This window comes from Halovivax ruber XH-70 (assembly GCF_000328525.1).
Taxonomy (GTDB): Archaea; Halobacteriota; Halobacteria; order Halobacteriales; family Natrialbaceae; genus Halovivax; species Halovivax ruber.
Window position 1 is genome coordinate 1 of sequence record NC_019964.1, and the last position, 23,334, is coordinate 23,334.

Below are 23,334 nucleotides of genomic sequence, written 5' to 3' on the forward strand. Positions count from 1 at the left end.
GGTGACTGGTTTCGAGAAGGATAGATTTAATAGGCAGGTCTTCATCTGGTTCGTCTGCATCAACTGGACCTGCGAGGGTATCTCAGGATACCAAAATCGGGTCCACAGGACGAACGTCCTGCAATTTCGACGAATGCGGCGGATCATCTCCAGTTGAAACAAAGGGGGACACGTACGACGGATGGCTGACGACAACTCGCACACGAACGACACCGACGGAATCGGCTCCACACCGGGCTTTCGAACCGCGCCCGAGGAGCGATCGCTGACGGACGACGAGTCGAGTCAGGGACTCTTCGACGATCTGCTCAGTGGTGAACCGATCTTCGAGAACAAGGAAGTTCTCCGCCCGTCGTACACGCCACACGAACTGCCCCACCGATCCGACCAGATCAACAAGATGGCGACGATCCTCGTGTCCGCACTGCGCGGGGAAACCCCATCCAATATCCTGATCTACGGCAAGACGGGAACGGGAAAGACGGCGAGTGCGAAATTCGTCAGCCAGGAGTTAGAACAGACCTCGTCGAAGTACAGCGTCCCCTGTGAGGTCGAGTACATCAACTGCGAGGTGACCGACACCCAGTACCGCGTCCTCGCCCAGCTCGCGAACAAGTTTATCGAGAAGAACCACGAGTGGATCGACGACCGGTTAGACGAACTGACGGATCTCCACGATCGCGTCGAATCGATCGACGACGACCGGCGTGAGATGGACGCCACGAAGCCGTCGACGACCGAGGCCGACGAACACCAGTCTCCGCAGTCGGCGGACGAAACGGACGATCTCGATCCACCCGAAACGAACGGGGACGACGGGACCGACGAAGCGCCGTCCACAGCGACGGATTCAGTATCGGAACCGACGGTTCAGTTCCAGGAGGAATCGGTCGTTTCGAGCGACGGAGACGACGATGACGGCGGTGTTGCAGACGAAGCGTCGGGGGTCGACGAATCGACACCCACGCACCCGCTCGCGGACACGCCATTCGACTCGATCGACGCCGTCACCGAGCGGATCGAAGAGCTCGAGGACGACCGCGACTCGTTCGAAGAAGTGCCGATGACCGGGTGGCCGACCGACCGGGTGTACAGCGTCTTCTTCGACGCGGTCGACTACTCCGAACGAGTGGTCGTGATCATGTTAGACGAGATCGACAAGCTCGTCGAGAAGAGCGGCGACGATACGCTCTACAACCTCTCGCGGATGAACTCGGAACTCGAGAACTCGCGCGTCTCGATCATGGGCATCAGTAACGACCTGAAGTTCACTGACTTCCTCGATCCGCGCGTGAAGTCCTCACTCGGTGAAGAAGAGATCGTCTTCCCACCGTACGACGCGAATCAGCTCCGTGATATTCTCCAGCATCGATCCGACGTCGCGTTCAAAGGCGACGCCCTCTCACCCGACGTGATCCCGCTCTGTGCGGCGTTCGCCGCGCAGGAACACGGGGACGCCCGTCGCGCGCTCGACTTGCTCCGGACGGCCGGTGAACTCGCCGAACGATCCCAGACGGACACCATCGTCGAGGATCACGTTCGCCAGGCCCAGGACAAGATCGAACTGGATCGCGTCGTCGAGGTCGTCAGGACCCTCCCGACCCAGAGCAAACTCGTCCTCTTTTCGATCATCATGCTCGAACAGAACGGCGTCCACAGCATCAACACCGGCGAGGTGTACAACATTTACAAGCGCCTCTGTCAGGAACTCGACACGGACGTACTCACGCAGCGTCGCGTCACCGACCTCATCAGCGAACTCGACATGCTGGGAATCGTCAACGCCGTCGTCGTCTCGAAGGGCCGATACGGCCGGACGAAAGAGATCAGCCTCTCCGTTCCACTCGAAGAGACGGAAGTGGTCCTCCGATCCGACTCCCGACTCTCCGACATCGACGACGTCCAGCCCTTCGTACAGGCCCGCTTCGACAACTAATCGCGAGCAGGCCGCTTTCGCCGGATTCGTTCGAGCGACAGTTCTTCGACCGATACGACCCCCCACCTTCAAGTGGAACCAGCAGTTGCTGCCCAGTCGACGTCGTATCACTGAACGCCGGGACCCTCGGTTCGCGATGGCGAACGAGATGGAAAAACGGATCGACGTCGACCGTCCGCATCGGGAGGATCGAACGTCCACATCGGACGGGCCAATCTGGCTCTCCGATTGACGAAACCCTCTAACCGACGAGACCGCGACTAGGACCGGTTACGTCACGCGCCGCGAGAGGACCAGTCCGCCGCCGAGGGCGGCGATTGGTGCTGCCTCTTCGGGCGGGATGCCGTTCCCGAGGACGTCGTCGACCACGAGTCGGATCTGTCCGAGCCACGGGATCCGATACGCGGCCTTCCCCTCGATCCACTCGGGTTTGACGACCTGTGACCGCTCGGCACCGTAGCCCGGATGCTGGTCGTACCCCCCGTTCGCATCGCCCTTGGTGACGAACCCGTCGTACGGAGCGGGACAGGTGGCAAGCTCGCTACAGGACGCCCCGTTTAGCGCGGCAGCGTCGGCCTTCGTCTCGGTCCACCGTTCGCCCTTCTCGACCCAGAACTCGGCCCGGTGAATCACCGGCGTCTCCAGGTTCGAGCCGCCGGGACGGAAGATGATGACGTCACCCGGATTCCCGAACTGGTCGTGGCCAGTCTCGGTACCGATCGCGCGAGTCACGATCCCCGTGTCACCGATCGCCCCGTCGCCGACGAAGCGGTCGTTTTCGACGACGAAGATCATGTCGCCACGCTCCATGTTCGGCTCCATGCTGCCGCTTTCGACGGCCACCATCGGCGGCCAGACACCACTGACGCCGAACAGAATGAGGGCGATCAGCATGACGAAGCCGACACTCGAGGCGATATCGCGGACGTAGACGACGGCGCCAGAATCCGCTTTGAGGAACCAGCGAAGGATCCCGTCGTCTTCGATGGAGACCGACCGGTCCTCACTGGTACTCGGTCGGTCTTCCCTGGCACCAGACCCGCCTGATTCGCTCGAATACTCGCTGATTCTCCCGTTTTCGTCGGGTCCACGCGAGTCCACGTCGTCGTCACCCGACGACTTCGCCGTCTCCGACCCTCGCGGGTGTCGATGTGTCGGTTCGGACGTCCGTTCCGATTCGGTCGATGGCCTGGAACTGGGTCCATCGCTTCGGTCGCCGGTACGATCCGACTCGGTCGGTGGCGAGTCGGACCCCCTGTCGGTCATTACAGCCCCGTTCACGCGGGTAGAAAATCAACCTTCTGCTCCCACAGGTGATTTGGTGCGACTCGGTGGGCAGCACAACCCCCGGGTGAGACGCAGTCGCCGAGTGAGAGTCAATACGTTTTTGGGCGCGGTCGCGAATTCCGTGCTGTGCCACTCGAGGGTCCGGCCCGGATCGTCCAGCAACTGACGGCGCACGGATACAACGCCGAGCGAGAAGCCGTGACGCTGCTCGCCTCCCGTCCGGATCCGACTCAGGCCCTCGATCGAGTGCTCGAAAACACTCCAGACGAAACGCTGGTTATTGGCGCGAAAGACGTCGAACGAGTGCTCGACGCAGAGACCGAGAGTACTCGGGAGATAGCGCCTCCATCAGAGTCAAAAGCGGGAACGAGCGACTCCGCACCAGCCACCGATACCTCCAGAAAGACGGAAATTGACACGGCTGGCCAGGACCCCACCGCTTCACCTGGAGAGCGGACCACGGATTCGCCCGGCGAGGCGGCCGTGGATGCAGTTGAAACAGGGGGGTTCGAGCGTGCCGGTGATCGGTCACAGCGCGACATCGCCATTCGTGGCGACATGACCGGTGAGAGTACCGGGACCGGGGAGTATCGCGACTTCATCGCCGTCTTTCGGGATCGACTCGACAAACTCAGTTCGAAGCTGAGCGGCCGGGTCAACCACCGACCGGCGAGTTCGATCGAGAGTATGCCCGGCGGGAGCGACGTCGCGATGATCGGCTTGGTGAACGACATCCGTTCGACGGCGAGCGGTCACTGGCTGGTCGAACTCGAGGACACGACCGGGACGTTTCCTTTCCTCGTGATGAAAGATCGCGAGTACGTCGACCTCGTCGACGAGTTGCTACGAGACGAGGTGATCGCGATGGAGGGGACGCTCGCCGACGATTCGGGGATCGCGTTCGTCGATAGCATGTACTCGCCGGACGTCCCGCGAACGCACGAGCCGAAGACCGCCGATCGACACGTCGAGGCCGCGCTTATCAGCGACGTCCACGTCGGCAGCGATGAGTTCATGGCCGACGCGTGGAACGACTTCGCCGACTGGCTCCACACCGAGGAGGCCCAGCACGTCGAGTATCTCTGTATCGCCGGGGACATGGTCGAAGGTGTCGGCGTCTACCCCAACCAGGACGAGGAACTCGACATCATCGACATCTACGAACAGTACGAGGCGTTCAACGAGTATCTCAAACGGGTTCCCGGCGACCTCGACATCGTGATGATCCCCGGTAATCACGACGCCGTTCGGCTGGCCGAACCACAACCGGGCTTCAACGAGGAGTTACGATCGATCATGTCCGCCCACGACCCACAGATCGTGAGTAACCCCTCGACCGTGGAGATCGAGGGCGTCTCGATTCTCATGTACCACGGCGTCTCGCTCGACGAAGTGATCGCGGAGTTGCCATCGGAGAAAGCGAGCTACGACGAACCGCACAAGGCGATGTACCAGCTGCTGAAAAAACGCCACGTCGCCCCGCAGTTCGGCGGCCACACCAGACTCGCTCCCGAAGAGAAAGATCACCTCGTGATGGAGTCCGTCCCCGACATCTTCCACACGGGACACGTCCACAAACTCGGCTTCGGGAAGTATCACGACGTGCTCGCGATCAACTCGGGCTGCTGGCAGGCCCAGACGGACTTCCAGAAGAGCGTCAACATCGACCCCGACTCGGGCTTCGCCCCGATCGTCGATCTCAGCACGCTCGACGTGACCGTTCGAAAGTTCTCCTGAGAAGAGACCGAATAGTCTCTCCTGGGAAGGGAGTCGATCGTCCGTGCGGAGCTGCCTGATCACCAGCGATCGGACCGATCGACCAAAACCGAGTGAACACTGTCCACCCGAACCCGTGCCGGGCCTGGTGAACCGTCACTTCGACCCGTTCTCCGCACCTGGACGAGAGACGACGGCAGGAATCACCTACGCAGAGCGGCCAGCTCGTCCAGATGCTGCTGTCTCGAAGAGGTTGCTGTCTCGGAGACCGAGAGTCCCCGGAGAGACGAGAGAGGAAATGAGAGAAAGACGGAACAAGTGGCTGGACGTCGCCGAGGCTATTCGAGATGAAACGGTGGACCCCCCATCCCCTTCGTTTCGACTGGAACGGTGAAACGGCCTACCCTCGACGAGAGGTTATTAATACAGGAACACTTATGATGGTATGGTTGAAACAGTATCCGTAAACCAACTAGAGAAGGGTGAGTTGGTGGGTGGAGTTGTTGTGGAGTGTAATCCGCTCCGATCGCTGTTGTTCAATCTTTTATCTAGATCTCACTGCCAGAATTCGCGGACCGGTCGGAATATCCGACGTAGATCCGCTGTAAACCCAATCCTCCGCTGGGGATCCAATCACGCTAGCTGGCCCACCGCTCATCGACCGGTAGGGGTGTTTTCTGTTCCACTCGAAACGGTGGGGTGGGGGATCCTCCCACTGCCGGACGACACCATGTGTCGTGGTGTGAATTACAGTCTTGTCAACGCTACGATTGGGATACTGCCGTGATCAAATCTCGACTGTTGGTACCCACCGATCGATCCCTGAGATCGGGCTTCGGGTGTAATTCACGTGGAGCGTTTCGCCGATCCGGACAACTGAACGGAGCACAGCCCATTCTCCCGAAGCGTTGCGGTGTCATCAATGGAACTCACTCGATCAAACCCGAATTCATCGGTATTGCGGCTTCTCCTCTCAGTATAGCTCCGATTCTCGTAAGTGAAACAGTCGATGAGACTCGCCAACAGTCGACTCTCTCGGCCGAATTCCGTTCTGTCTGATCACGACTCCACGCGAAACTGGGGGGTTGGGGAGGACACTGACAACTCCCGAGGATCACAGATCCATCATCGATTCCGGTCACACATCCATCGCCGGCTCCGATCCCAATCGAGAGTTCCGCACACCAGCGAATATCCACTCACCCAGGGTTATCGGTCGGAATTCCCTCTCACTCACCGATTCGTGAGACTATCGTCTGACGTAGGCTTAAGTGAATGCGAACCTGTCGTTTGGCCAGACGCACCCGCGGGTGCAGGAGGTTGCCATAGATGGGTCTGCTCAAAGGATTGAAAGATAGTATCTCTCGGGCCACCGACCGGCTCTTCTCCGACGAAGAGCCCAAGCGCATCGGTATCTACGGTCCACCGAACGCCGGAAAGACGACGCTCGCGAATCGGATCGCGCGCGACTGGACTGGCGATGCCATCGGAACCGAGAGCCACATTCCACACGAAACGCGTCGCGCGCGACGCAAGGAGAACGTCGAGATCGAACGCAACGGCAAGACGGTGACGATCGATATCGTCGACACGCCCGGTGTCACGACGAAGGTCGATTACGAGGAGTTCACCGACGAGATGGAGAAGGACGACGCCGTTCGACGCTCTCGCGAGGCGACCGAAGGGGTCGCCGAGGCCATGCACTGGCTTCGCGAGGACGTCGACGGCGTCATCTACGTTCTGGATAGCGCGGAGGATCCGATCACGCAGGTCAACACGATGCTCATCGGGATCATCGAATCGCGCGACCTGCCCGTCCTGATCTTCGCGAACAAGATCGACCTCGACGACTCGAGCATCAAGCGGATCGAGGACGCCTTCCCGCAGCACCAGACCGTCCCCCTCTCGGCGAAGGAAGGCGACAACATGGACGAGGTCTACGACAACATCGCGGAGTACTTCGGGTGAACCATGCCACAGGCCAAACAACCGGACGACGGCGACGGCGTCCAGATCGACCTCGTGAGCGGTGCACGCATGGATGGGCTGACCAGCATGGAGAAGATCCGCCTGATCCTGGATGGCGTCCACGACGGCAACATCGTCATCCTGGAAGAGGGACTCTCGCCCGACGAGGAGAGTAAACTCATCGAGGTGACGATGGCCGAGATCAGCCCGGACGAGTTCAACGGCATCGAGATCGAGACCTATCCCCGGTCCGATACCCGCGATTCGTCGTTCCTGGGTCGCCTCGTCGGCGGCGACTCCTCGAACGCCAAACTGACCGCGATCGGCCCGGCGAACCAGATCGAGACACTCCACAAGGACGAAACGCTCATTAGCGCGCTCGTCTCTCGCAACTGATGCCACACCAGTGTACGAACTGCGACCGACGCTTTCCCGACGGCTCGAAGGAGATGCTCTCGGGCTGTCCGGACTGCGGTGGCAACAAGTTCCAGTTCGCGCCCGCCACGAGCGACGCGTCGGACGATGCCTCCAGTGGCGAGGCGACCGCAGCGACGGAATCGGATCAACCGGGCGACGAGACGTCGTCTGCTGACCAGGATCCGGCGCCGAACACCGCCACCTCGGGACAGGCCCCTGATCGCGAGTGGCCGGAGACGGCGCGCCGACCGGCCGAGAAGGATGGTCGGCTCGACGGCTCGTTTGCAGACGAGTCGCCTGCGGAAGCGGGCACGGACGCGATGGCGGACGACTTCGAGTGGGTGAACGGCGAGGAAGACGACGCACAGGCAACCGCCCGAAGCGACGTCGTCTCGCCCGACGAACTCCCCCGCACCACCACCGACACTGAAACCGTCTCCAGTCGAACCGAGGGGGCGACGACCGACGCGTCCGACCATTCCCGAGCAACTGACACACCGGACCGCCCAGACAACGGTCGCGTCGTCAGCGAACCGGAAACCGACCAACCCTCGATCGACCAGCTCAGAGAGGAACTCAATCAGCAGTTCGAGAGCATCAAGATCGTCAATCCCGGGCAGTACGAACTCAACCTGATGGAGCTGTACGATCGGGAAGAACACATCGTCTCCCTCCAGGAAGACGGCCGGTACGTCATCAACGTCCCCGAGAGCTGGCACGACTCTTGACCCCCGTTCTCCGATCCGTTCGTGTTCTGTACCCGTCGGCACCGTTACTCAGACAGTACGGCTCGTCGATCAGTTCCTGCGATCGTCACGTGTCTCTATCATCGATCGACCGTCAGTTCCAGGTACCGGAGCCGACTGATGTCGGAACCCACCCCTCCATTTCATCTGGAAACAGCCCGACGATCGAGCAAAAGATCCACCGTACCCGGCCTGTTGGCGGGTGATCGAACTCTCCAGTCGAAACGGAGGGGTCCGTTCGGAGACTGGGGCGGTACCGACGCCTGCAGGGTTCGTCGCCAGCCCGACCCGGTGAACAGCTGGCCAGATCGAACCGATGACTGGCGGGTGAGCCGGCGAACGGATGGATTTATGCGACCGGATCGACTCCGTTCAGTCATGAGTCAGGCAACCAAGATCGTTCTCTCGACCGTCGCCGTCGCTGCGGTCGTCTCGGTCGCACTCGTCGTCCAGCTCGGACTGCTGTGATGTTCAGCGAGCGAACGCTCTCACCGCCGGTCGAGTCGGCCCGAGAGGCGTACGCACCGGAACTGCTCGTCTACGATGCGGCGGGTGATTTCGAGACCCTGCCGCCGGCACAGGCAGAGGAACTCGGTCTCATCGTCGACGCACTCGATCCGAGTCACTACCCGGCCGAGTGGATCCCGCCGACGGGGCCGGACGTCCTGGAACGGTACGCGAGTACGACGTTTACCATCGGCATGCCCGGCGACGGCAGCGTCGTCTGGACGCGACAGACGACCCCGCCGATCGTCCTGGTCAAACCCCGTCTCGAGGGGTCGCCCGAGGGCTTCGTCGACTTTCTGCTGGCGGAAGCGATCGTCGAGTGTTCACTGGACGTTCCCGAACACTTCCTCGGCTTCTTCGAGTCCGGCTATCGCGACCTCGACGCGGCCGTCGATCTCGGTCCGGCCGGCACCTATCAGATCGCGGCCGCGCTGTACGACGGCTGGATCGGCCTCCACACGCGTGAAGAGTTTGCTTCATGGGAATCGGATCGATCCGACCTGGCCGGACAGTGGCGCGACGCTGGCGCTCGACTCGAAGGACGGGTGGAATCGCTCCCCGGCGCTGTCGCACGGGGCGAAACCTCGTTCGCCGACGCCACGGAGCTGGCCTGTAGCGCCATCAAACACGGGCTCGACCTGCCGAAGCCCTTCGACGCACTGGACACCGACGCCTACCGGGACCACGCCAGTGCGTTCGCGATCGAGTGGGCCGACCGGACGTTCGCGGCGCTCTCGGACTGATAGGACGTACTTTCGACGTGATGCGCCTCACTCCCGACGTGAGACGACACACCCTCGGTGTGGAGGGATTCACTCTCGGCGTCCGCTGAGGGTCGTCCGCCCGAGTCCGCTGCTCAGTACTCCACGCTAGTGGTCCCGTCTTCGTCGAGTTCGATCACGACGTCGAAGAGCGTCGCGAACTCGTCTAAGACGTCCTGGTCGTGAACCTCGGCGGAGAGGTGAAAGAGGCCGACGCCGTCGTTGTCTTCGAGGAGTGCGAGGATTCGCTCGGCCGCGGTGAGCGCCTCGTCCTCGTCGGCGTAGTAGGCGAGCTCGGTGAGCGAGTCGAAGCTGAGCCGGCGTTTCCCGTCGGTCCGTTCGAAGAAGTCGGCGACGCCGGAGACGATCCCGTCGACGTGGTCGGGTGCCGAGACGTAGGAGACGTGGTCTTTCGAGCGTCGAGAGTAGCCGCGTTCGATGCTCAGGGTGTCGAGAATGTCCGCACAGCGTTCGTCGACGTCGTAGTGTTCTAGCTTCTGGCTCACCTCGCGGGCGGTCGTTCGGGTCGAGACGACGAGGAAGCGATCGGTGTCTGACTTCAGAAAGTCGGTGTCGATACGATCCGTTTCACCGGTACTCGGGTGCAACAAGAGAATCCCCGTTCCCCCCGGAACGGTTTCGGGTGCGCCGTCGATGTCGAGCGCGTACTCCATAGTGCGCGAAAGAGGAACGGGCCGGACCATAAACGGTGTGGATCCGGGGTGACGTGTGGCCTGTCGTGGCTGGGTGGTTCCGAACCGCACCACAGGTGGTTCCGAACCGCACTACGGGGGTCTCTCCGACGCTCGATTCCCCCTCGAACACATTGCTCGAACCCGACCACTCTGCTCGATCTACGTCGAAACACCGACCGACCAACGGTGCCCAGTCCCTCCGATCCACGTCGACCACTCCTTTCGATTCACGTCGATCACTCCTTCCGATCCATGTCGAACGCATTTTCAACGGTCACGCCGACTGTCCCGTCATGAGCGTACGTGCGGAGTTCGACGCGTGGGCGGCCGACGGTCGCGACAGAGGGATGGAAGACCGCCACTGGGCGACCGCCAAACACGCGCTCGGGCGGATGCCGGTCGAACCCGGCGACGTCGTCCTCGATCTCGGCTGTGGAAGCGGCTACGCCGGACGGGCGATTCGCGACACCTACGACGCCGGAACCGTCTACGGCCTCGACGGGGCGCCGAAGATGGCCGAAAACGCCGCGAGTTACACCGACGATCCGCAGGTCGGCTACGTCGTCGGCGACTTCGGTTCGCTGCCGTTCGCCACGGACGCGATCGATCACGTCTGGTCGATGGAAGCGTTCTACTACGCCGCCGATCCCCACGAAACCCTCCGAGAGATCGCCCGCGTGCTCCGTCCGGGCGGCACCTTCTACTGCGGCGTCAACTTCTACGAGGAGAACGTCCACTCACACGAGTGGCAGGATCGTATCTCCGTGGAGATGACCCGCTGGGACGCCGGGGAGTACCGCGAGGCGTTCCGCGACGCGGGGCTTCACGTCGCCGAGCAGGACACGATCCCCGACCGCGAGGTCGATATTCCCGACGAGTCGGCCTTCCCCACCGACGACTGGGAGCGCCGCGAGGACATGGTCGAACGCTATCGCGAGTTCGGGACGCTGCTGACGGTCGGCGTCGCCGAGTGAGGGTATCGGTCCGGAACGTCGACTCGGGCGAGCGACCTCGGCGACTGATGGCGATTTACCCGCGAACCCCCTTATTTCACGTGGAATATCGGGACAGACTGACTCATTTCCCCGAAATCGACGCCCACGACTCCTTCCTCCCCGTCGGTCGTCCGTCTGACACTCCAGTCGAACGGATCGTCGTTACGCGCCGTCAGCTGGGCGAATTCGACCGAATATCGGCGTACCGAACCCCCTCTCTTCGACTGGAACTACGACACGGGGACACGAGGGGTGTGTGAACTCGACGCAGGCACGCTCACTCGGCGTCTGACGCACGGCTGACGTCCACTGGAAATGTGGGTATAGACATCTTTTCAGACAATACAAGAAGGGTCGACAGTTCCCAGCCGCGTGCGACCACTGTCGCAGGTAGGTGTGAAGGAGACCACTGCATCGAAGGCTACCGCCCCAGTATCGGCGGGACGAACTCACGTCAGTTCAGGGCGTCCGCTCGCCGGCCGGGATCGCGACGTCGAGCCAGTTGGTCTCGGGCGGTTTCGGGCACTCGAACGCCTCCGAGAAGGCACAGAAGGGCGTGTACGCAAGGTTGAAGTCGACGACGATCTCGTCGCCCGTCTCGAGCGACCGGTCGGCGGCCAGCTCGATGTACCGCCCGCCGTCGTAGGTCTGCTGTCCGGTCGTCTTGTCGCGGAACGGGACGAACAACGTCTCGTCGGTCGCGCCTTCCTGGCGATACCCATCGATCTCGACGGGAACGTCGTCCCGATCGGGATCTGCGGAGGGGAGCGCCGTCGACAGCGTCGCGACCGTGAGGTAGCGCATCTCGCCACCCGTCTGCGTGTCCATGTAGGCCACGTCGGGGTCGTCGTGGACGGTCACGTCGGCCGTGACACGGTAGGCGGGGTCCGGCTCGAAGTACGCGAGCCCGTCGAACCCGTCGCGTTCGTCCGGCGGGATCGGCGATTGGGGATGGTCGGCGAAGAAATCGTCCTTCTCCGCGCGCTTTGCGGCGAGTTCGCGTCGCCAGGTGTCGACGGCTTCGTCCATAGGTGCCGAAGTCTCTCTGGTCGGGTGTGTGTTGCGGTCTCTGCTGGCGGTCGTCTCGAGGTGTGGCGACTGCCTCTCACTAGAGGTCGAGCAAGTAACCACAATCGTTATGTCACCCCGGTAGGAAGACTCGTTCAGATGGTGACGATCGTCTCGTTCGGTACTGCCGCCGCTCGGAGGGAGCGACGGCGCTGCGACGACGTCACGGCCGCGACGAATGCGCCTGCGTGAGCAGGTGCACCTTCCCATTTTCGTGAGTTCGCCGATCGATCCGACCGTCGTCCAGTCCCGACGGCGTCGGGTATCGGCAGCTCCCACGACAGGTGTCCCGAACCCAACCGGACCGCGTGACCGATTCGTGCGACGGTCACGTGCCGACCGGGTGGAGTCGCGAATCCGCCCGCCCAACCGCACGAACACCGATGCAAGACAGAACGTACATCGACGACTGCGAACCGACCGAATCGACGACGACCATCGCGGGCCACGTCCACGAGATCCGCGACCTCGGCGGCATCCAGTTCGTCCTGATCAGGGACCGAACCGGTCGCTGTCAGGTGGTCGTGAAAGACGACGAGCACCCGGCTCTCACAGATCGGGTCGACGATCTGGGACGGGAGGACGTCGTTCGCGTCACCGGCGACCTCGTCGTGGCCGAGCAGGCGCCGGGCGGGGTGGAACTCTTCCCAGACGAACTCGTGGTTCTCGACGCGGCCGCGACCGACCTCCCGCTCGAAATCGCGAAAGCCGTCGACGCGGATCGCTCGACACGACTGGACCATCGTGCCATCGACGTGCGCAGTCCGGAAACCCGGGCGATCTTTTCGCTGCGGTCGAAAGTGATCGTTTCGCTCCGGTCGTGGTTCCGCGACGCGGCGTACGAGGAGGTGGAGACGCCGACGATTACGGCTGCGGGTGCCGAGGGTGGAGCGGAACTGTTCCCCGTGGTGTACTACGACCGGGAGGCCGTGCTCTCGCAGAGCCCACAGCTCTACAAGCAGGTCCTCGTCGCTGCGGGGTTCGACCGACTCTTCGAGTTCGGCACCGCGTTCCGCGCGGAGGCGTTTGCCACGTCCCGCCACGTCTCGGAAATCTCGATGCTCGATGTGGAACTCGGCTACATCGAGGACCATCACGACGTGATGGACGTTCAGGAGGCGTCCCTGCGACACGCACTCGATGAGCTCAGGACGCGGGCTGACCGCGAACTGACACGACTGGACGTCGACCTCACCGTCCCCACGGACCCGTTCCCCCGGATCACCTTCGAGGAAGCAAGGGAACTCCTCGCGACGGAGTACGATCACGAACCCGAGGACCCGACGGACCTCGACACCCGCGGCGAACGCCTGCTCGGCGAGTACTTCGCCGAACGCGGTCAGCCGGCCGTGTTCGTGGTTGGGTATCCCGAGGAGAAGTTCTACTATCGCCAGGACGTCCCGGATGATGAGATCGCCTCACGAAAGTTCGACCTGCTCTACCGAGGGCTCGAACTCTCCTCGGGCGGCCAGCGCGAACACGACGTCGACCGACTCCGCGAGCGGATGGTCGAGCGCGGCCTCGAACTCGCGGACTTCGAGTTCTACCTGGAGGGACTCAGCTACGGGACGCCGCCCCACGGCGGCTTCGGACTCGGTATCGACCGGCTCGTTCAGCAGATCGCCGACCTGGACCACGTATCGGAGGCGATCCTCTTCCCGCGAGATCCGGGCCGGCTGGCGCCCTGAGTGAGAGTCCCGCTTCGATCGGGGGTGATCCGGCCATTTATACACGAGGACGCAGCATGTCCACTCCGTCAACCCTATGGCTACCCATCGATGAGTACGGGAGAGATGGAAGCGTGGCGGGCGCTGTTCGGTCACGACGAGCCCTACGACGAGCAGGTCGACGGCATCGAGACCGCAATCGAGACGGCTCGTGACGGTGGCTACACCGTGATCGAGGGCGCCTGCGGGACGGGCAAGACGATGCTCTCGCTGTCGGCCGGGCTCTCGCTGGTGCGCGATCCCGACTCGACGTACGAGCGCGTCCTCGTCCTGACGAGCGTCAAGCAGCAGTTACGCCAGTTCGAGACCGATCTGCGGACGATCAACGAGAACTTGCCCGACGAACACGAGCCGGTCTCAGGGCTCACACTGGTCGGGAAGGCGGACGTCTGTCCGTACAATCGCGAACACGCCGCCGGCTTCGACGACAGCGTCGTCTACGACCGGTGTGAGACCCTCCGCGACCGCACCCGCGATCTGACGGGCGAGGGCGGCTCGACCACGACCGGCGACCTCACCGCCCAGGCGCGGAGCCAGCAGGTCGGCCTCGCCGACAGTGGCCGACGCGATCGCGGCGTTCGCCTCCTCGAGACGGCCGGCGAGACCGCCCCGTTCGCTCCCGACATGCCCGAGTACGACGACGGGCGCAGCGGCGTCGAGTACTGCCCGTTCTACGCGCAGTACCTGGACGACCTACCCGCTGAGGGCGAGGGCTCGCCGGCCGAGGCAGTGCCGTTCGATCTGACGAGTGCCGGGATGGTGACCCCGGATGACCTCGTGGCGAAGTCGGTCCGACACGGCACCTGCCCGCACTCGGTGATGGGCGCGGCACTCGGCGAGGTCGAGGTCGTGATCGGCAACTACTACCACGCATTCGATCCGACGACGCTCTCGGCCTTTACGGGCGCACTCGCCAGTGAGGAGACCTTCGTCGTCTGCGACGAGGCGCACATGCTCGAACCGCGTGTTCGCGACCTCGTGAGCGACGGCGTGGCCGACGCGACGATCCGCGACGCCGTCACGGAACTCTCGCGGGTGATCCGGCCCGTCCGCTACGAGCGCGAGGGCCGGGAGACGGAAGGCGGGTCGAAGACGGCGGATGCGGAGCTCGTCCGCGCGGAACTGGCCGGCTCAGACGTCTCGTTCGAGGAACTGGAGGCCACCCTCGAGTTCCTGCAGGACCTGCGCACGGAACTCGATCGTCGGGTCGAGGCCCACCTCGACACCGAATCGCCGGGCTGGCGCTCCGATCTGACGACGCTCTCGGACGACGAAATCCCTCTTCGGGACCCGTCAGAGCCGGCCGTCGACGCCCTCTCGGAGTGGGCCGAACGGGCGGGCTACACCGATATCCACTGGGTCCGGTCGGAGTCCGTCGGGGCCGTCGTCGCTCGCATCCTGAACGAAGCCGAAGACGAAGAGCGGACGAGGGCAGCACCCGCTGTCGGGCGGCTCCTGGGTGAGTGGAATCGACGGGGCCACACCGACTACTTCCGCGAGATCGAACTCGAACGGACGTGGGACGAGACCGAACCCGACGACTCGTGGCGACGCGCGTACACGGCTCGACTCTCCCTGCACAACTGCGTCCCGAGCGGTGCCATCGGCGAACGGCTGGCCGCGTTCGGCGGCGGCGTCCTGATGAGCGCGACGCTCGCCCCGATGGACGCCTTCGCGGAGGTGACGGGACTGCGCTATCTCGAAGACGAGGCGGATCGCCCGATCGTGGAACGCCGCTACGGCCTCCACTTCCCCGAGGAAAACCGCGAGAGCTTCGCCGTCGCCGCACCCAAGTTCACCTACGACAACCGCGGGTCCCCGGGCGGGGCTGGCGACGAGGCCCACGGCGTCGCGGACGACACGACGCCGACCCGCCGCGTGTACGCCGACGCCCTGGCCGAAATCGCCGCCCTGCCCGGCAACGTCCTCGTCGGGATGCCGAGCTACGCCGAAGCCGAGTGGGCGGCGGGCAGACTCGAAGCGAACCTCGACGGCAAACCCGTCCTCCTCGACGTCGCCAGCGACCACGTGGCCACCGAGTCGCTGAAAGACGAGTTCTTCGCGGGTGACGGGAAGGTGCTGGTCACCAGTCTCCGCGGGACGCTCACCGAGGGCGTGGACTACGGCGGCGACCGACTGAACGCGGCGGTCGTCTGCGGCGTCCCGATCGTCAACACGTCGAGTCCGCGCACGCAAGCGGTTCGGCGGGCCTACGACGACGAATTCGGCGCCGGCTTCGAGTACGCGCTGACGGTTCCGGCGGTTCGAAAGGCGAGACAGGCGCTCGGACGCGTCATCCGGAGCCCCGAGGATGTCGGCGCTCGAGTCTTTCTCGACGAACGCTACGCGCGCGAATCGTGGGATTCGGTTCGGGGCTATCTCCCCAACGCCGACGAGTACCAGCCCGTGAGTCCGGACATGCTCGAACTGGGCCTGGACCGCGTCCGTGCACAACTCGAAACGGAGTGAGGCAGTTCGACCTCTCGAGACGGATTCGAATCGGACTATCCTGGAACCCGGACGTGTCCGTCACTGAAAGCCGGTCGTATCGTACTGCTCCTGTGGCTCGGCTGGTTCCGTTTGTCGGCCGAAGGGAATCCCGCCGAGCAGCGCCGCGACGACGAGCAGCGACGCCGCGAGGACGACGAAATCCCCACTTGGCTCGTAGCCGGCCAGCCACGCGCCGCGCGAGACGACGAATACGGAGACGAAGAAGGCCGCGATCCCCAGTGCGACGAGGACGGCGACGGTGACCACGAGCTGGAGCAACGAACCGGCGAATCTGGTGAGTGCCATACGCCGCAGATGCGACGCCACGGGGATAAGGTCGGGTGGTCGTCGTCGGTGCGGAGCCGACGTCTCTCGGCCAACTCGCCCGGTCACGGATCGCAACCGGCCGAAGAATTATCGTCGCGCGGACCGTCTCTCTGTCATGGAAGTCCGTGAGATAATGTCGTCGCCGGTGGTGACGGTCGGCGTCGACGCCACGCTCGACGAGGCGGTCGAGACGATGCTCGCCCACCGCGTCGGCAGCGTCCTCGTCGTGGACGACGGCCTCGTGGGAATCGTCACGGAGTCGGATATCCTGGCCGCGGTATTCGAGGCGGAAGCGACGCTCTCGGAACTCGCCGTCGCCGAGGTGATGAGCAGCGAGTTGGTGACGACAACGTCGACGACCAGCGTGAAGGCCGCCATCCGCACGATGGAGGTCGAGGGAGTCAAACGACTCCCGATCCGCGGCGGCACGAAACCCCTCGGCATCGTCACGCTCACCGACATCGCCTGGCATCTCCCCGACCGCTTGCGAGAGCGGCCGGGCCTGTCGACGCGTCGGCAGGGGCAACGCCGTGACGGTCGGTGAGTAATTCCGTAGATGGGTGGCCACGGGCACGCTGCCTCCGGCCGAATTGCACAGCTTGCACCGAAATTGGTATTTCTTTACCTTCGGACATCTTCGTATGACACAGCGACGGCCGACAGCAAGTGTCCCACTCGTCCACTTCCTCGTCATCGGGGCGCTCGTCGTCGTGACGACCGTCTACACGCTCTCCGGCACGCCCTCTCTCTTCGGCCCGCCCGGACTCCTTGCGCTCCTCGCGTACCTGTGCTATCTGGTCTATCGGGGTGTTCGCGCGATCGAGTACGAGGCCTTCGAGTAACGAGTGAGACGATTCGAACGGAGCGAGCGACTGTGGTGACGAGCGCCGGGTAGGTCGCGTGTGACTATCGCGCGATCGGCGAGTAGCGGTCGGTGAGGGCGACGACGCTGGCCGCCGCGGCGACGACGTGCATGACCATCAACACTGCCACCGCGCCGACGGTCGCGCCGGGTTCGTTCTGGAGCACCCAGTAATCCGGGCCGAACGACAGGAGGAGGACGACCGCGGCGGCGACGATGAACGTCCGATCTGGCTGGTCGGATCGGCGCGTGAGCAGCCCGAAGACGAGCGTGGCGCCGGCCACGCCGAGGACCGTAAAGAGCGCGACCGGGCCGATGGACAACTGTTGAATCGACGCGACGAGGTCGGCCGCGAGGACGGCGCCGAGCAGGAGGCCGTTGCCGACCAGCGCGAGGACGAGGGCGACGACGCCTCTGACGGCGAGCGTCGCGGTCGGGATCGATTCACCGGCGGCGTCGAATTGCGATGCCATGTGTCTGTCCGGCGAGTTGCACGCAGGACGGTTAGAGTGTACCCATTTCGGCTCGGCGACAGCAACCTTCGGGACGAACACGGCCGTTGAAATACTCGCCCCGCGAACGACCGACCATGCGCGTGAGTACTGCGGTCGTCGACCGGCTCGCCGAGAGCGGGATCGAGGCCGTCTTCGGGATCCCGGGGAAGCAGACGTTGCCGTTGAACGAAGCGATCGGCGGGCGTGACGACGTCCGGTTCGTCATGGCTCGCCACGAGACCGCCGTCTCGCACCAGGCGTGGGGCTACGCCGAGACCAGCGGGAAGACTGCGGCGACGGTCGTCGTTCCAGGGCCGGGTGACATGAACGCGATGAACGGGCTGAAGAACGCGTACAACGACTGTACGCCGCTGGTCCACATCGCCGTCGAGACGGAACCCGAGATCCGCGGCGGCGAGGGTATCCACGAGACGCCGCCGGACACCTACGACAACGTCGTCAAGGAGAACGTCCTCGTCGAACGCCCGGAAGGCGCGGTTGCGGCGCTCGAGGAGGCCATCGCCATCGCCGAGACGGCCCCGACGGGTCCCGTCCGGGTGGGCATTCCGAAGAACTTCCTCGGAAAGGACGTGGCCGTGGCCGAGCCGCCCGAATTTTCGCGGGACGGGCCGTCCGGCGCCGCGGAGGGGGACGTCGCGGCCGCCGCGGACCTCCTCGCCGACGCCGACGAACCGGTCGTCATCGCCGGCGGTGGCGTCCGATCGGCGGACGCGAGCGTCGACCTGGAGGCCGTCGCGACGCGACTCGACGCGCCCGTCGTGACCACCTACAAGGGCAAGGGAACGATCCCGGCCGATCACCCGCTCTCGGCCGGCACGCTCTCGGGGAGTGCCCCGCCGGCCCTCCTCTCCTTACTCGCCGAGGCGGACGCTGCACTCGCCGTCGGAACGAACTTCGACGCGGTCGCGACCCGCGCCTGGTCTGTCGACGTGCCCGACGAGCTGGTCCACGTCACGCTCGACCCGGACGATCTGGGAACGGGCTACGAACCAGCCGTCAGCCTCCTGGCGGACGCTGCCGATGCGCTCCCGGCCATCGGGGAGGCGCTCGCCGAGCGCGACGTCGCCGGCCCGACCGGCGCCGACGAGACGCCAGGTTCCGACCGCGCGGCGGCCGTCCGCGACGACTTCGCCGAACGTATCGCCGAGTTGCAGGTGACCGACATCCCACTCACCTCCGTCGCTGCACTCGAAACCGTCCGCGACGCCCTCCCCCGCGACACCGTCGTCGCGGCCGACGCCGGCGGCTTCCGCGTCTGGGGGCTCAACGCCTTCCCCGCCTACGGCCCGCGATCCTACGTCAACCCCGGCTCCTGGGCGACGATGGGAACCGGCCTCCCGTCGGGGATCGGCGCGCAGGTCGCGAACCCGGACGACGACGTCGTCGTCCTCACCGGCGACGGCGGGTTCATGATGTGCATCCACGAGATCCACACCGCCGTCGCCGAGGACCTCCCGCTCACGATCGTCGTCTTCCGCAACGAGGACTACGCGATCATCAGCGAGGAGGCCGAACGCTCCTACGCACTCGCCGAGAGCGCCTACGGCTGGCCCGACGCGCCGATCGACTTCGTCGCGATGGCCGAGAGCATGGGGATGACTGCGAGGCGGGCTGAGGGCCGCAATGCGGTGGCCGAGGCGGTCACGGAGGCCGTTTCGGCGGACGAACCGGTCCTCGTCGAGGTGCCCACGGACCCGCACGAACCGCAGGCGAGCGAGTGGCTCGCGGAGTAACTCGAAAATTCTTCCTTCACTAACAAATAAGGTGTCGAGGGGTAAATCGATCCAACTAATTTGCTATATCGCTCGATTTTTCTTTATCAAGCATGGTCGTGGAAGGGTGTTCACCCAGAATATAAATTTAGAAACAATAGAAAATTTTATAGTAAAATATACATTATGATATGACGCATGAAATCGTTCAACACCCGATATGGAAGGAGGGATTACATAAAAAATGCATTATCTGCTGGATCTGTGATTGGTGGCTTCACGCTGGCTAACCACGCAGAAGCGCAAAACGTAATCGAAAGCGGAGGTCCGGAAGAGACCTGGGATGTTTACGAAGAGAATTTCCCTATGGATGATGAGGATGCAGCAGCAACTGTCGTTTCATCTGTCTTAAACTGGTGGGGAGCAGAAATTGTCCCTCGCCCGGGTGGTGATAAATACGTACAAAACTTCGACACCTGCTGCCTATTCAGAAATCAAAAAACGGATGGGACGAGGGGATACGCATTTGAGGAACATTCACTATCTGCGTCAATCATTAATGGATGGGCTGAATTTAATGTTGCACCGAACGGGTCGGATACATTAGGTGCGGCAACTAATGAAACTCCCCTACGCGATGGGATGGAGAATGTTGCAGCGGCAACCGTCGAATACGGTCTGAGTCAGATTGCTGGTCCTTTTGACTATTTCTTTAGCGCGTCAGATATTTATGATGCCTATGATGAAACTGACTTTGACACTGGTGATGATCGTAAACTGGAATGGAACGACTCCTTTTACACAGGCCGTTCAGATATGACTCACTATTCCTGGATCATTGTGGATCAAGAACCGGGGGAATATCCTGCCGTTGGTACAATGGACGTTGTCAGCGAGGTAGACGCATCATATTCAATGTGGGACGCAAAAGTCGAGTACCGAGTTAACTATTCTACTCATTCATCCCCATGGGAATCAACAGAAACGAGCGTCTCCTCAATGGAGGATGAGGAGCTTAAAAGGAGGGGGATAAGTAAAATAAATCCTATGAGAGCTAAAGCGCTATCTGGAACAGTTTTACCTCCGATGGTCACCCAACGGGCGATCGAGGAGGAAAGGCCAGTTTACTGGACTACTGACCTTCCAATTGAGGTAACAGTTACAACCCAGTCTGGTGGCTAGCGTGATGACGAGCAGAAGACGATTCATCGCGTACTTTGGCAGCATGCTTTCCATGACTAGCGCAGGGTGTTTGTCTCGTCTTTCCCGGGAGGAACCTCGACTCGTCTACGTGGCACTGGAAAACCAGAGTTCTGAGCGAAAGACAGTCGATCTGAAGGTCAACGCCGACGGTGAAACTCGGATAGATACGTCGATCACACTCTCGTCGATCGATAAGTCGACTGACCAGCCGGATCCGTCGGACGCCCCGTATCAGTGTTACCTTACTGGCGACTGGCCTGAACGGGGTACGTATGAAGTCGTAGCTAGGTTAACCGACATCGACCGTACCTTTCGGTCGACGTCACGTGGTATCGAACCCGGATCGGACTTCGGGTTAATGGGCATGGTTCACCCTGGCCGCGACGCAATAGGTTGGTTCTCGGAAACGGTTGGCCCCGACGAAATTACGGAGTATGAAAACTGGCTGGAACGATATGGAGAAACGAGATAATAGCGAACTATTAGATATTTAGTCATGGGCTGGCGGGGGGATTAATATGGTTGCTAACATACGGCTCGAATTCCTTTTGATCGTTATTTCGGCGGCCGAACCCGTCCTCGTCGAGGTCCCGACGGACCCGCACGAACCGCAGGCAAGCGAGTGGCTCGCGGAGTGACCGCCGAACGGAGATCGCGCACCGGCGAGGTTACGGTCTGATTCCCGCTACCACGTCGACGACGTCGACCAGCGCGTTTCGTTTCAGGAGGGCGAACCCGAGCGCGACGAGCGAGAACCCGGCGATTGCGCCGGGGCCGATCGTCTCGCCCAGGACGAAGACGCCGGCGACCGTCGCGACGACCGGGACGAGGTACGAGACCAGTGCTACCTCGAACGCGCCGTACTTCTCGAGGATCGCGAAGTAGATCAGGAAGGCGACCGCGGTCGAGAAGACGCCGAGGTAGAGGACGGCGCCGACGGCGGTCGGGGTCGGCCCGCCGACGAGGTGCTCTCCTGCGACCCCGCTCGCTGCGTGGAGGACGAGTGCGCCGACGGCCATCGACCACCCGGTCAGGGCGACGCGGTCGATCGCGGGGGAAAAGCGCTGCACGAGGACGCCGCCGAGGGCGATGCTGCACACCTGTCCGACGACGAGCAGTCGCGCCGCCGTGTCGCCGGCCAGCACCGCGCCCGGATCGGGGGAGATGACCAGCCCGACGCCGACGAACCCGATCGCGACGCCGACGACGCCGACTCTCGTCAGGTGTTCGTCGAGCAGTACGATCGCCAGCAGGGCCGTCACGATTGGAGTTAGTGACTGCAAGATAGCGGCGACGCCGCTCGGCACGGTCTGCTGGGCGACGAACAACAGGCCGTTACCGGCGACCAGAAAACAGCCACCGGCGGCGATCGCCGCGAGGTCGTCCCGGCGCGTCGGAACCCACCCGTCGATGCGAATCGCGGCGACGGCGAGCAGGAGGATCGCGGCCACGTCGTAGCGCAATCCCGCGAAGAAAAGGGGCGGCAGGGAGTCGAGACCCACGCTGATCGCGGGAAACGACAGCCCCCACAGAACCGACAGCACCAGAAAGAGCGAGGCGTCGAGCGATCGTGACACGGCGACGAGTTGGGCCGGGAGTTCCAAGGCGCTGGCGGTGGCTGCACGGATCGCCGCCATCGACGCCGACCGATCGATCCGGCATCTCGTCGCGAGACGACTGGTTTTTTGCCGGTCCCCTTCCCCTAGGCGCGTATGAAAGCGGGTGACGGATCGGCCGAGGCGAAGCGCCGGGCGGGGCACGCGGCGGCCGACGCCGTCGAGGATGGGACGGTCGTCGGCCTCGGGACCGGGAGCACGGCGGCCTACGCCATCGAGGCGATCGGGCGGGCCGTCGAGAACGGCCTGGACGTCCACGGCGTCGCGACCTCCGCGGAGTCGGCCCAGTTGGCACGCGAGTCTGGGATCCCACTGACCACGCTGGCGGCCGTCGACGGTGTCGACCTCGCGATCGACGGCGCCGACCAGGTGGCCGACGGCGACCTGATCAAGGGCGGCGGGGCGGCCCACACGCGCGAGAAGCTGATCGACGCGGCGGCAGACCGCTTCCTCGTGGTCGTCGACGACTCGAAGCTGGCCGATCGGCTCGACTGGCCGGTCCCCGTCGCCGTCCTCCAGGGGGCCGAATCGGTCGTTGCCGAGCGCCTCCGGGGCCTCGGCGGCGAGCCCACGTTGCGCGAGGCCGAGCGAAAGGACGGCCCGGTCGTCACCGACGACGGCCACCTCGTCCTCGACTGTGACTTCGGTGAGATTGGAGATCCCGGGACGCTGGCGACGGCCCTGTCCACGATCCCGGGCGTCGTCGAACACGGCCTGTTCGTCGATCTCGCCGACGAGATCTACGTCGGCAGCGCGGACGGCGTCGACGTGTTGCAGTGAGTTCGG

At 63.4% G+C, this 23,334-nt stretch carries 21 protein-coding genes; 15 read left to right on the forward strand and 6 right to left on the reverse strand.

Translation table 11 applies throughout. The features are described from left to right. The first annotated feature begins 181 nt into the window (after positions 1 to 181). Positions 182 to 1,936, forward strand: a complete 1,755-nt coding sequence (locus HALRU_RS00005) for a Cdc6/Cdc18 family protein (RefSeq protein ID WP_015299361.1) — start codon at positions 182 to 184, stop codon at positions 1,934 to 1,936. A gap of 270 nt (positions 1,937 to 2,206) precedes the next feature. Here the strand turns inward: HALRU_RS00005 and HALRU_RS00010 are convergent, their stop codons facing one another. Then, a complete protein-coding gene (locus HALRU_RS00010; protein WP_015299362.1) occupies positions 2,207 to 3,202 on the reverse strand; it encodes a S26 family signal peptidase in 996 nt (331 codons plus the stop codon). 147 nt (positions 3,203 to 3,349) lie between these two features. Between HALRU_RS00010 and HALRU_RS00015 the strand changes: the two genes are divergently transcribed. The 6 genes from HALRU_RS00015 (at position 3,350) to HALRU_RS00040 (ending at position 9,320) form a co-directional block, all read left to right on the forward strand. After that, positions 3,350 to 4,960, forward strand: a complete 1,611-nt coding sequence (locus HALRU_RS00015; protein ID WP_015299363.1) for a DNA-directed DNA polymerase II small subunit — start codon at positions 3,350 to 3,352, stop codon at positions 4,958 to 4,960. A 1,308-nt stretch (positions 4,961 to 6,268) separates the two neighbouring features. Beyond that, entirely contained in the window at positions 6,269 to 6,907 is a 639-nt protein-coding gene (locus HALRU_RS00020) for an Era-like GTP-binding protein (RefSeq protein ID WP_015299364.1), read from the forward strand. Between the two features lie 3 nt (positions 6,908 to 6,910). Continuing rightward, on the forward strand, positions 6,911 to 7,303 hold the full coding sequence (locus HALRU_RS00025; RefSeq protein ID WP_007701204.1) for a DUF2073 domain-containing protein: 393 nt from the start codon (positions 6,911 to 6,913) through the stop codon (positions 7,301 to 7,303). Then, a complete protein-coding gene (locus HALRU_RS00030) occupies positions 7,303 to 8,052 on the forward strand; it encodes an OapC/ArvC family zinc-ribbon domain-containing protein (protein ID WP_015299365.1) in 750 nt (249 codons plus the stop codon). The genes HALRU_RS00025 and HALRU_RS00030 overlap by 1 nt, the downstream gene beginning before the upstream one ends. A 396-nt stretch (positions 8,053 to 8,448) precedes the next feature. Beyond that, the gene (locus tag HALRU_RS16200; protein WP_015299366.1) at positions 8,449 to 8,538 is read left to right on the forward strand and encodes a hypothetical protein; all 90 of its coding nucleotides are present in this window, start codon (positions 8,449 to 8,451) and stop codon (positions 8,536 to 8,538) included. Beyond that, positions 8,538 to 9,320 carry a DUF7089 family protein gene (locus HALRU_RS00040; protein WP_015299367.1) on the forward strand — a complete coding sequence of 261 codons (783 nt, stop codon included), beginning with the start codon at positions 8,538 to 8,540 and terminating at the stop codon, positions 9,318 to 9,320. Before HALRU_RS16200 ends, HALRU_RS00040 begins: the two co-directional genes overlap by 1 nt. A gap of 113 nt (positions 9,321 to 9,433) precedes the next feature. Here the strand turns inward: HALRU_RS00040 and HALRU_RS00045 are convergent, their stop codons facing one another. Next, positions 9,434 to 10,012 carry a DUF7090 family protein gene (locus tag HALRU_RS00045; RefSeq protein WP_015299368.1) on the reverse strand — a complete coding sequence of 193 codons (579 nt, stop codon included), beginning with the start codon at positions 10,010 to 10,012 and terminating at the stop codon, positions 9,434 to 9,436. Between the two features lie 314 nt (positions 10,013 to 10,326). Here HALRU_RS00045 and HALRU_RS00050 point away from each other — a divergent pair, with 314 nt between their 5' ends. After that, entirely contained in the window at positions 10,327 to 11,007 is a 681-nt protein-coding gene (locus tag HALRU_RS00050) for a class I SAM-dependent methyltransferase (protein WP_015299369.1), read from the forward strand. Between the two features lie 480 nt (positions 11,008 to 11,487). Here the strand turns inward: HALRU_RS00050 and HALRU_RS00055 are convergent, their stop codons facing one another. Beyond that, the gene (locus HALRU_RS00055) at positions 11,488 to 12,057 is read right to left on the reverse strand and encodes a DUF1684 domain-containing protein (RefSeq protein WP_015299370.1); all 570 of its coding nucleotides are present in this window, start codon (positions 12,055 to 12,057) and stop codon (positions 11,488 to 11,490) included. Positions 12,058 to 12,479: 422 nt separating this feature from the next. On the opposite strand from HALRU_RS00055, the gene aspS reads away from it, so the two are divergent. Together aspS and HALRU_RS00065 are read left to right on the forward strand one after the other, a co-directional pair. Further along, the gene (aspS, locus tag HALRU_RS00060) at positions 12,480 to 13,784 is read left to right on the forward strand and encodes an aspartate--tRNA(Asn) ligase (protein WP_015299371.1); all 1,305 of its coding nucleotides are present in this window, start codon (positions 12,480 to 12,482) and stop codon (positions 13,782 to 13,784) included. A 105-nt stretch (positions 13,785 to 13,889) separates the two neighbouring features. Continuing rightward, a complete protein-coding gene (locus HALRU_RS00065) occupies positions 13,890 to 16,292 on the forward strand; it encodes an ATP-dependent DNA helicase (protein ID WP_148680569.1) in 2,403 nt (800 codons plus the stop codon). Positions 16,293 to 16,352: 60 nt separating this feature from the next. Here the strand turns inward: HALRU_RS00065 and HALRU_RS00070 are convergent, their stop codons facing one another. Next, positions 16,353 to 16,619 carry a hypothetical protein gene (locus HALRU_RS00070; protein WP_015299373.1) on the reverse strand — a complete coding sequence of 89 codons (267 nt, stop codon included), beginning with the start codon at positions 16,617 to 16,619 and terminating at the stop codon, positions 16,353 to 16,355. Positions 16,620 to 16,755: 136 nt separating this feature from the next. On the opposite strand from HALRU_RS00070, the gene HALRU_RS00075 reads away from it, so the two are divergent. Both HALRU_RS00075 and HALRU_RS00080 read left to right on the forward strand, forming a co-directional pair. Beyond that, a complete protein-coding gene (locus tag HALRU_RS00075; protein WP_015299374.1) occupies positions 16,756 to 17,184 on the forward strand; it encodes a CBS domain-containing protein in 429 nt (142 codons plus the stop codon). A gap of 97 nt (positions 17,185 to 17,281) precedes the next feature. Continuing rightward, positions 17,282 to 17,482 carry a hypothetical protein gene (locus HALRU_RS00080; RefSeq protein ID WP_015299375.1) on the forward strand — a complete coding sequence of 67 codons (201 nt, stop codon included), beginning with the start codon at positions 17,282 to 17,284 and terminating at the stop codon, positions 17,480 to 17,482. 64 nt (positions 17,483 to 17,546) lie between these two features. Here the strand turns inward: HALRU_RS00080 and HALRU_RS00085 are convergent, their stop codons facing one another. Then, the gene (locus HALRU_RS00085; protein WP_015299376.1) at positions 17,547 to 17,975 is read right to left on the reverse strand and encodes a DUF6069 family protein; all 429 of its coding nucleotides are present in this window, start codon (positions 17,973 to 17,975) and stop codon (positions 17,547 to 17,549) included. Between the two features lie 116 nt (positions 17,976 to 18,091). Between HALRU_RS00085 and HALRU_RS00090 the strand changes: the two genes are divergently transcribed. Together HALRU_RS00090 and HALRU_RS00095 are read left to right on the forward strand one after the other, a co-directional pair. Then, positions 18,092 to 19,750: a thiamine pyrophosphate-binding protein gene (locus tag HALRU_RS00090; RefSeq protein WP_015299377.1), complete on the forward strand. Its 1,659-nt coding sequence runs from the start codon at positions 18,092 to 18,094 to the stop codon at positions 19,748 to 19,750. A gap of 177 nt (positions 19,751 to 19,927) precedes the next feature. Beyond that, a complete protein-coding gene (locus HALRU_RS00095; RefSeq protein WP_015299378.1) occupies positions 19,928 to 20,911 on the forward strand; it encodes a hypothetical protein in 984 nt (327 codons plus the stop codon). Between the two features lie 689 nt (positions 20,912 to 21,600). Here HALRU_RS00095 and HALRU_RS00100 read toward each other — a convergent pair. Next, positions 21,601 to 22,569, reverse strand: a complete 969-nt coding sequence (locus HALRU_RS00100) for a DMT family transporter (RefSeq protein ID WP_015299380.1) — start codon at positions 22,567 to 22,569, stop codon at positions 21,601 to 21,603. A gap of 75 nt (positions 22,570 to 22,644) precedes the next feature. Between HALRU_RS00100 and rpiA the strand changes: the two genes are divergently transcribed. Then, positions 22,645 to 23,328, forward strand: a complete 684-nt coding sequence (gene rpiA / locus HALRU_RS00105; RefSeq protein WP_015299381.1) for a ribose-5-phosphate isomerase RpiA — start codon at positions 22,645 to 22,647, stop codon at positions 23,326 to 23,328. Positions 23,329 to 23,334: the final 6 nt, after the last annotated feature.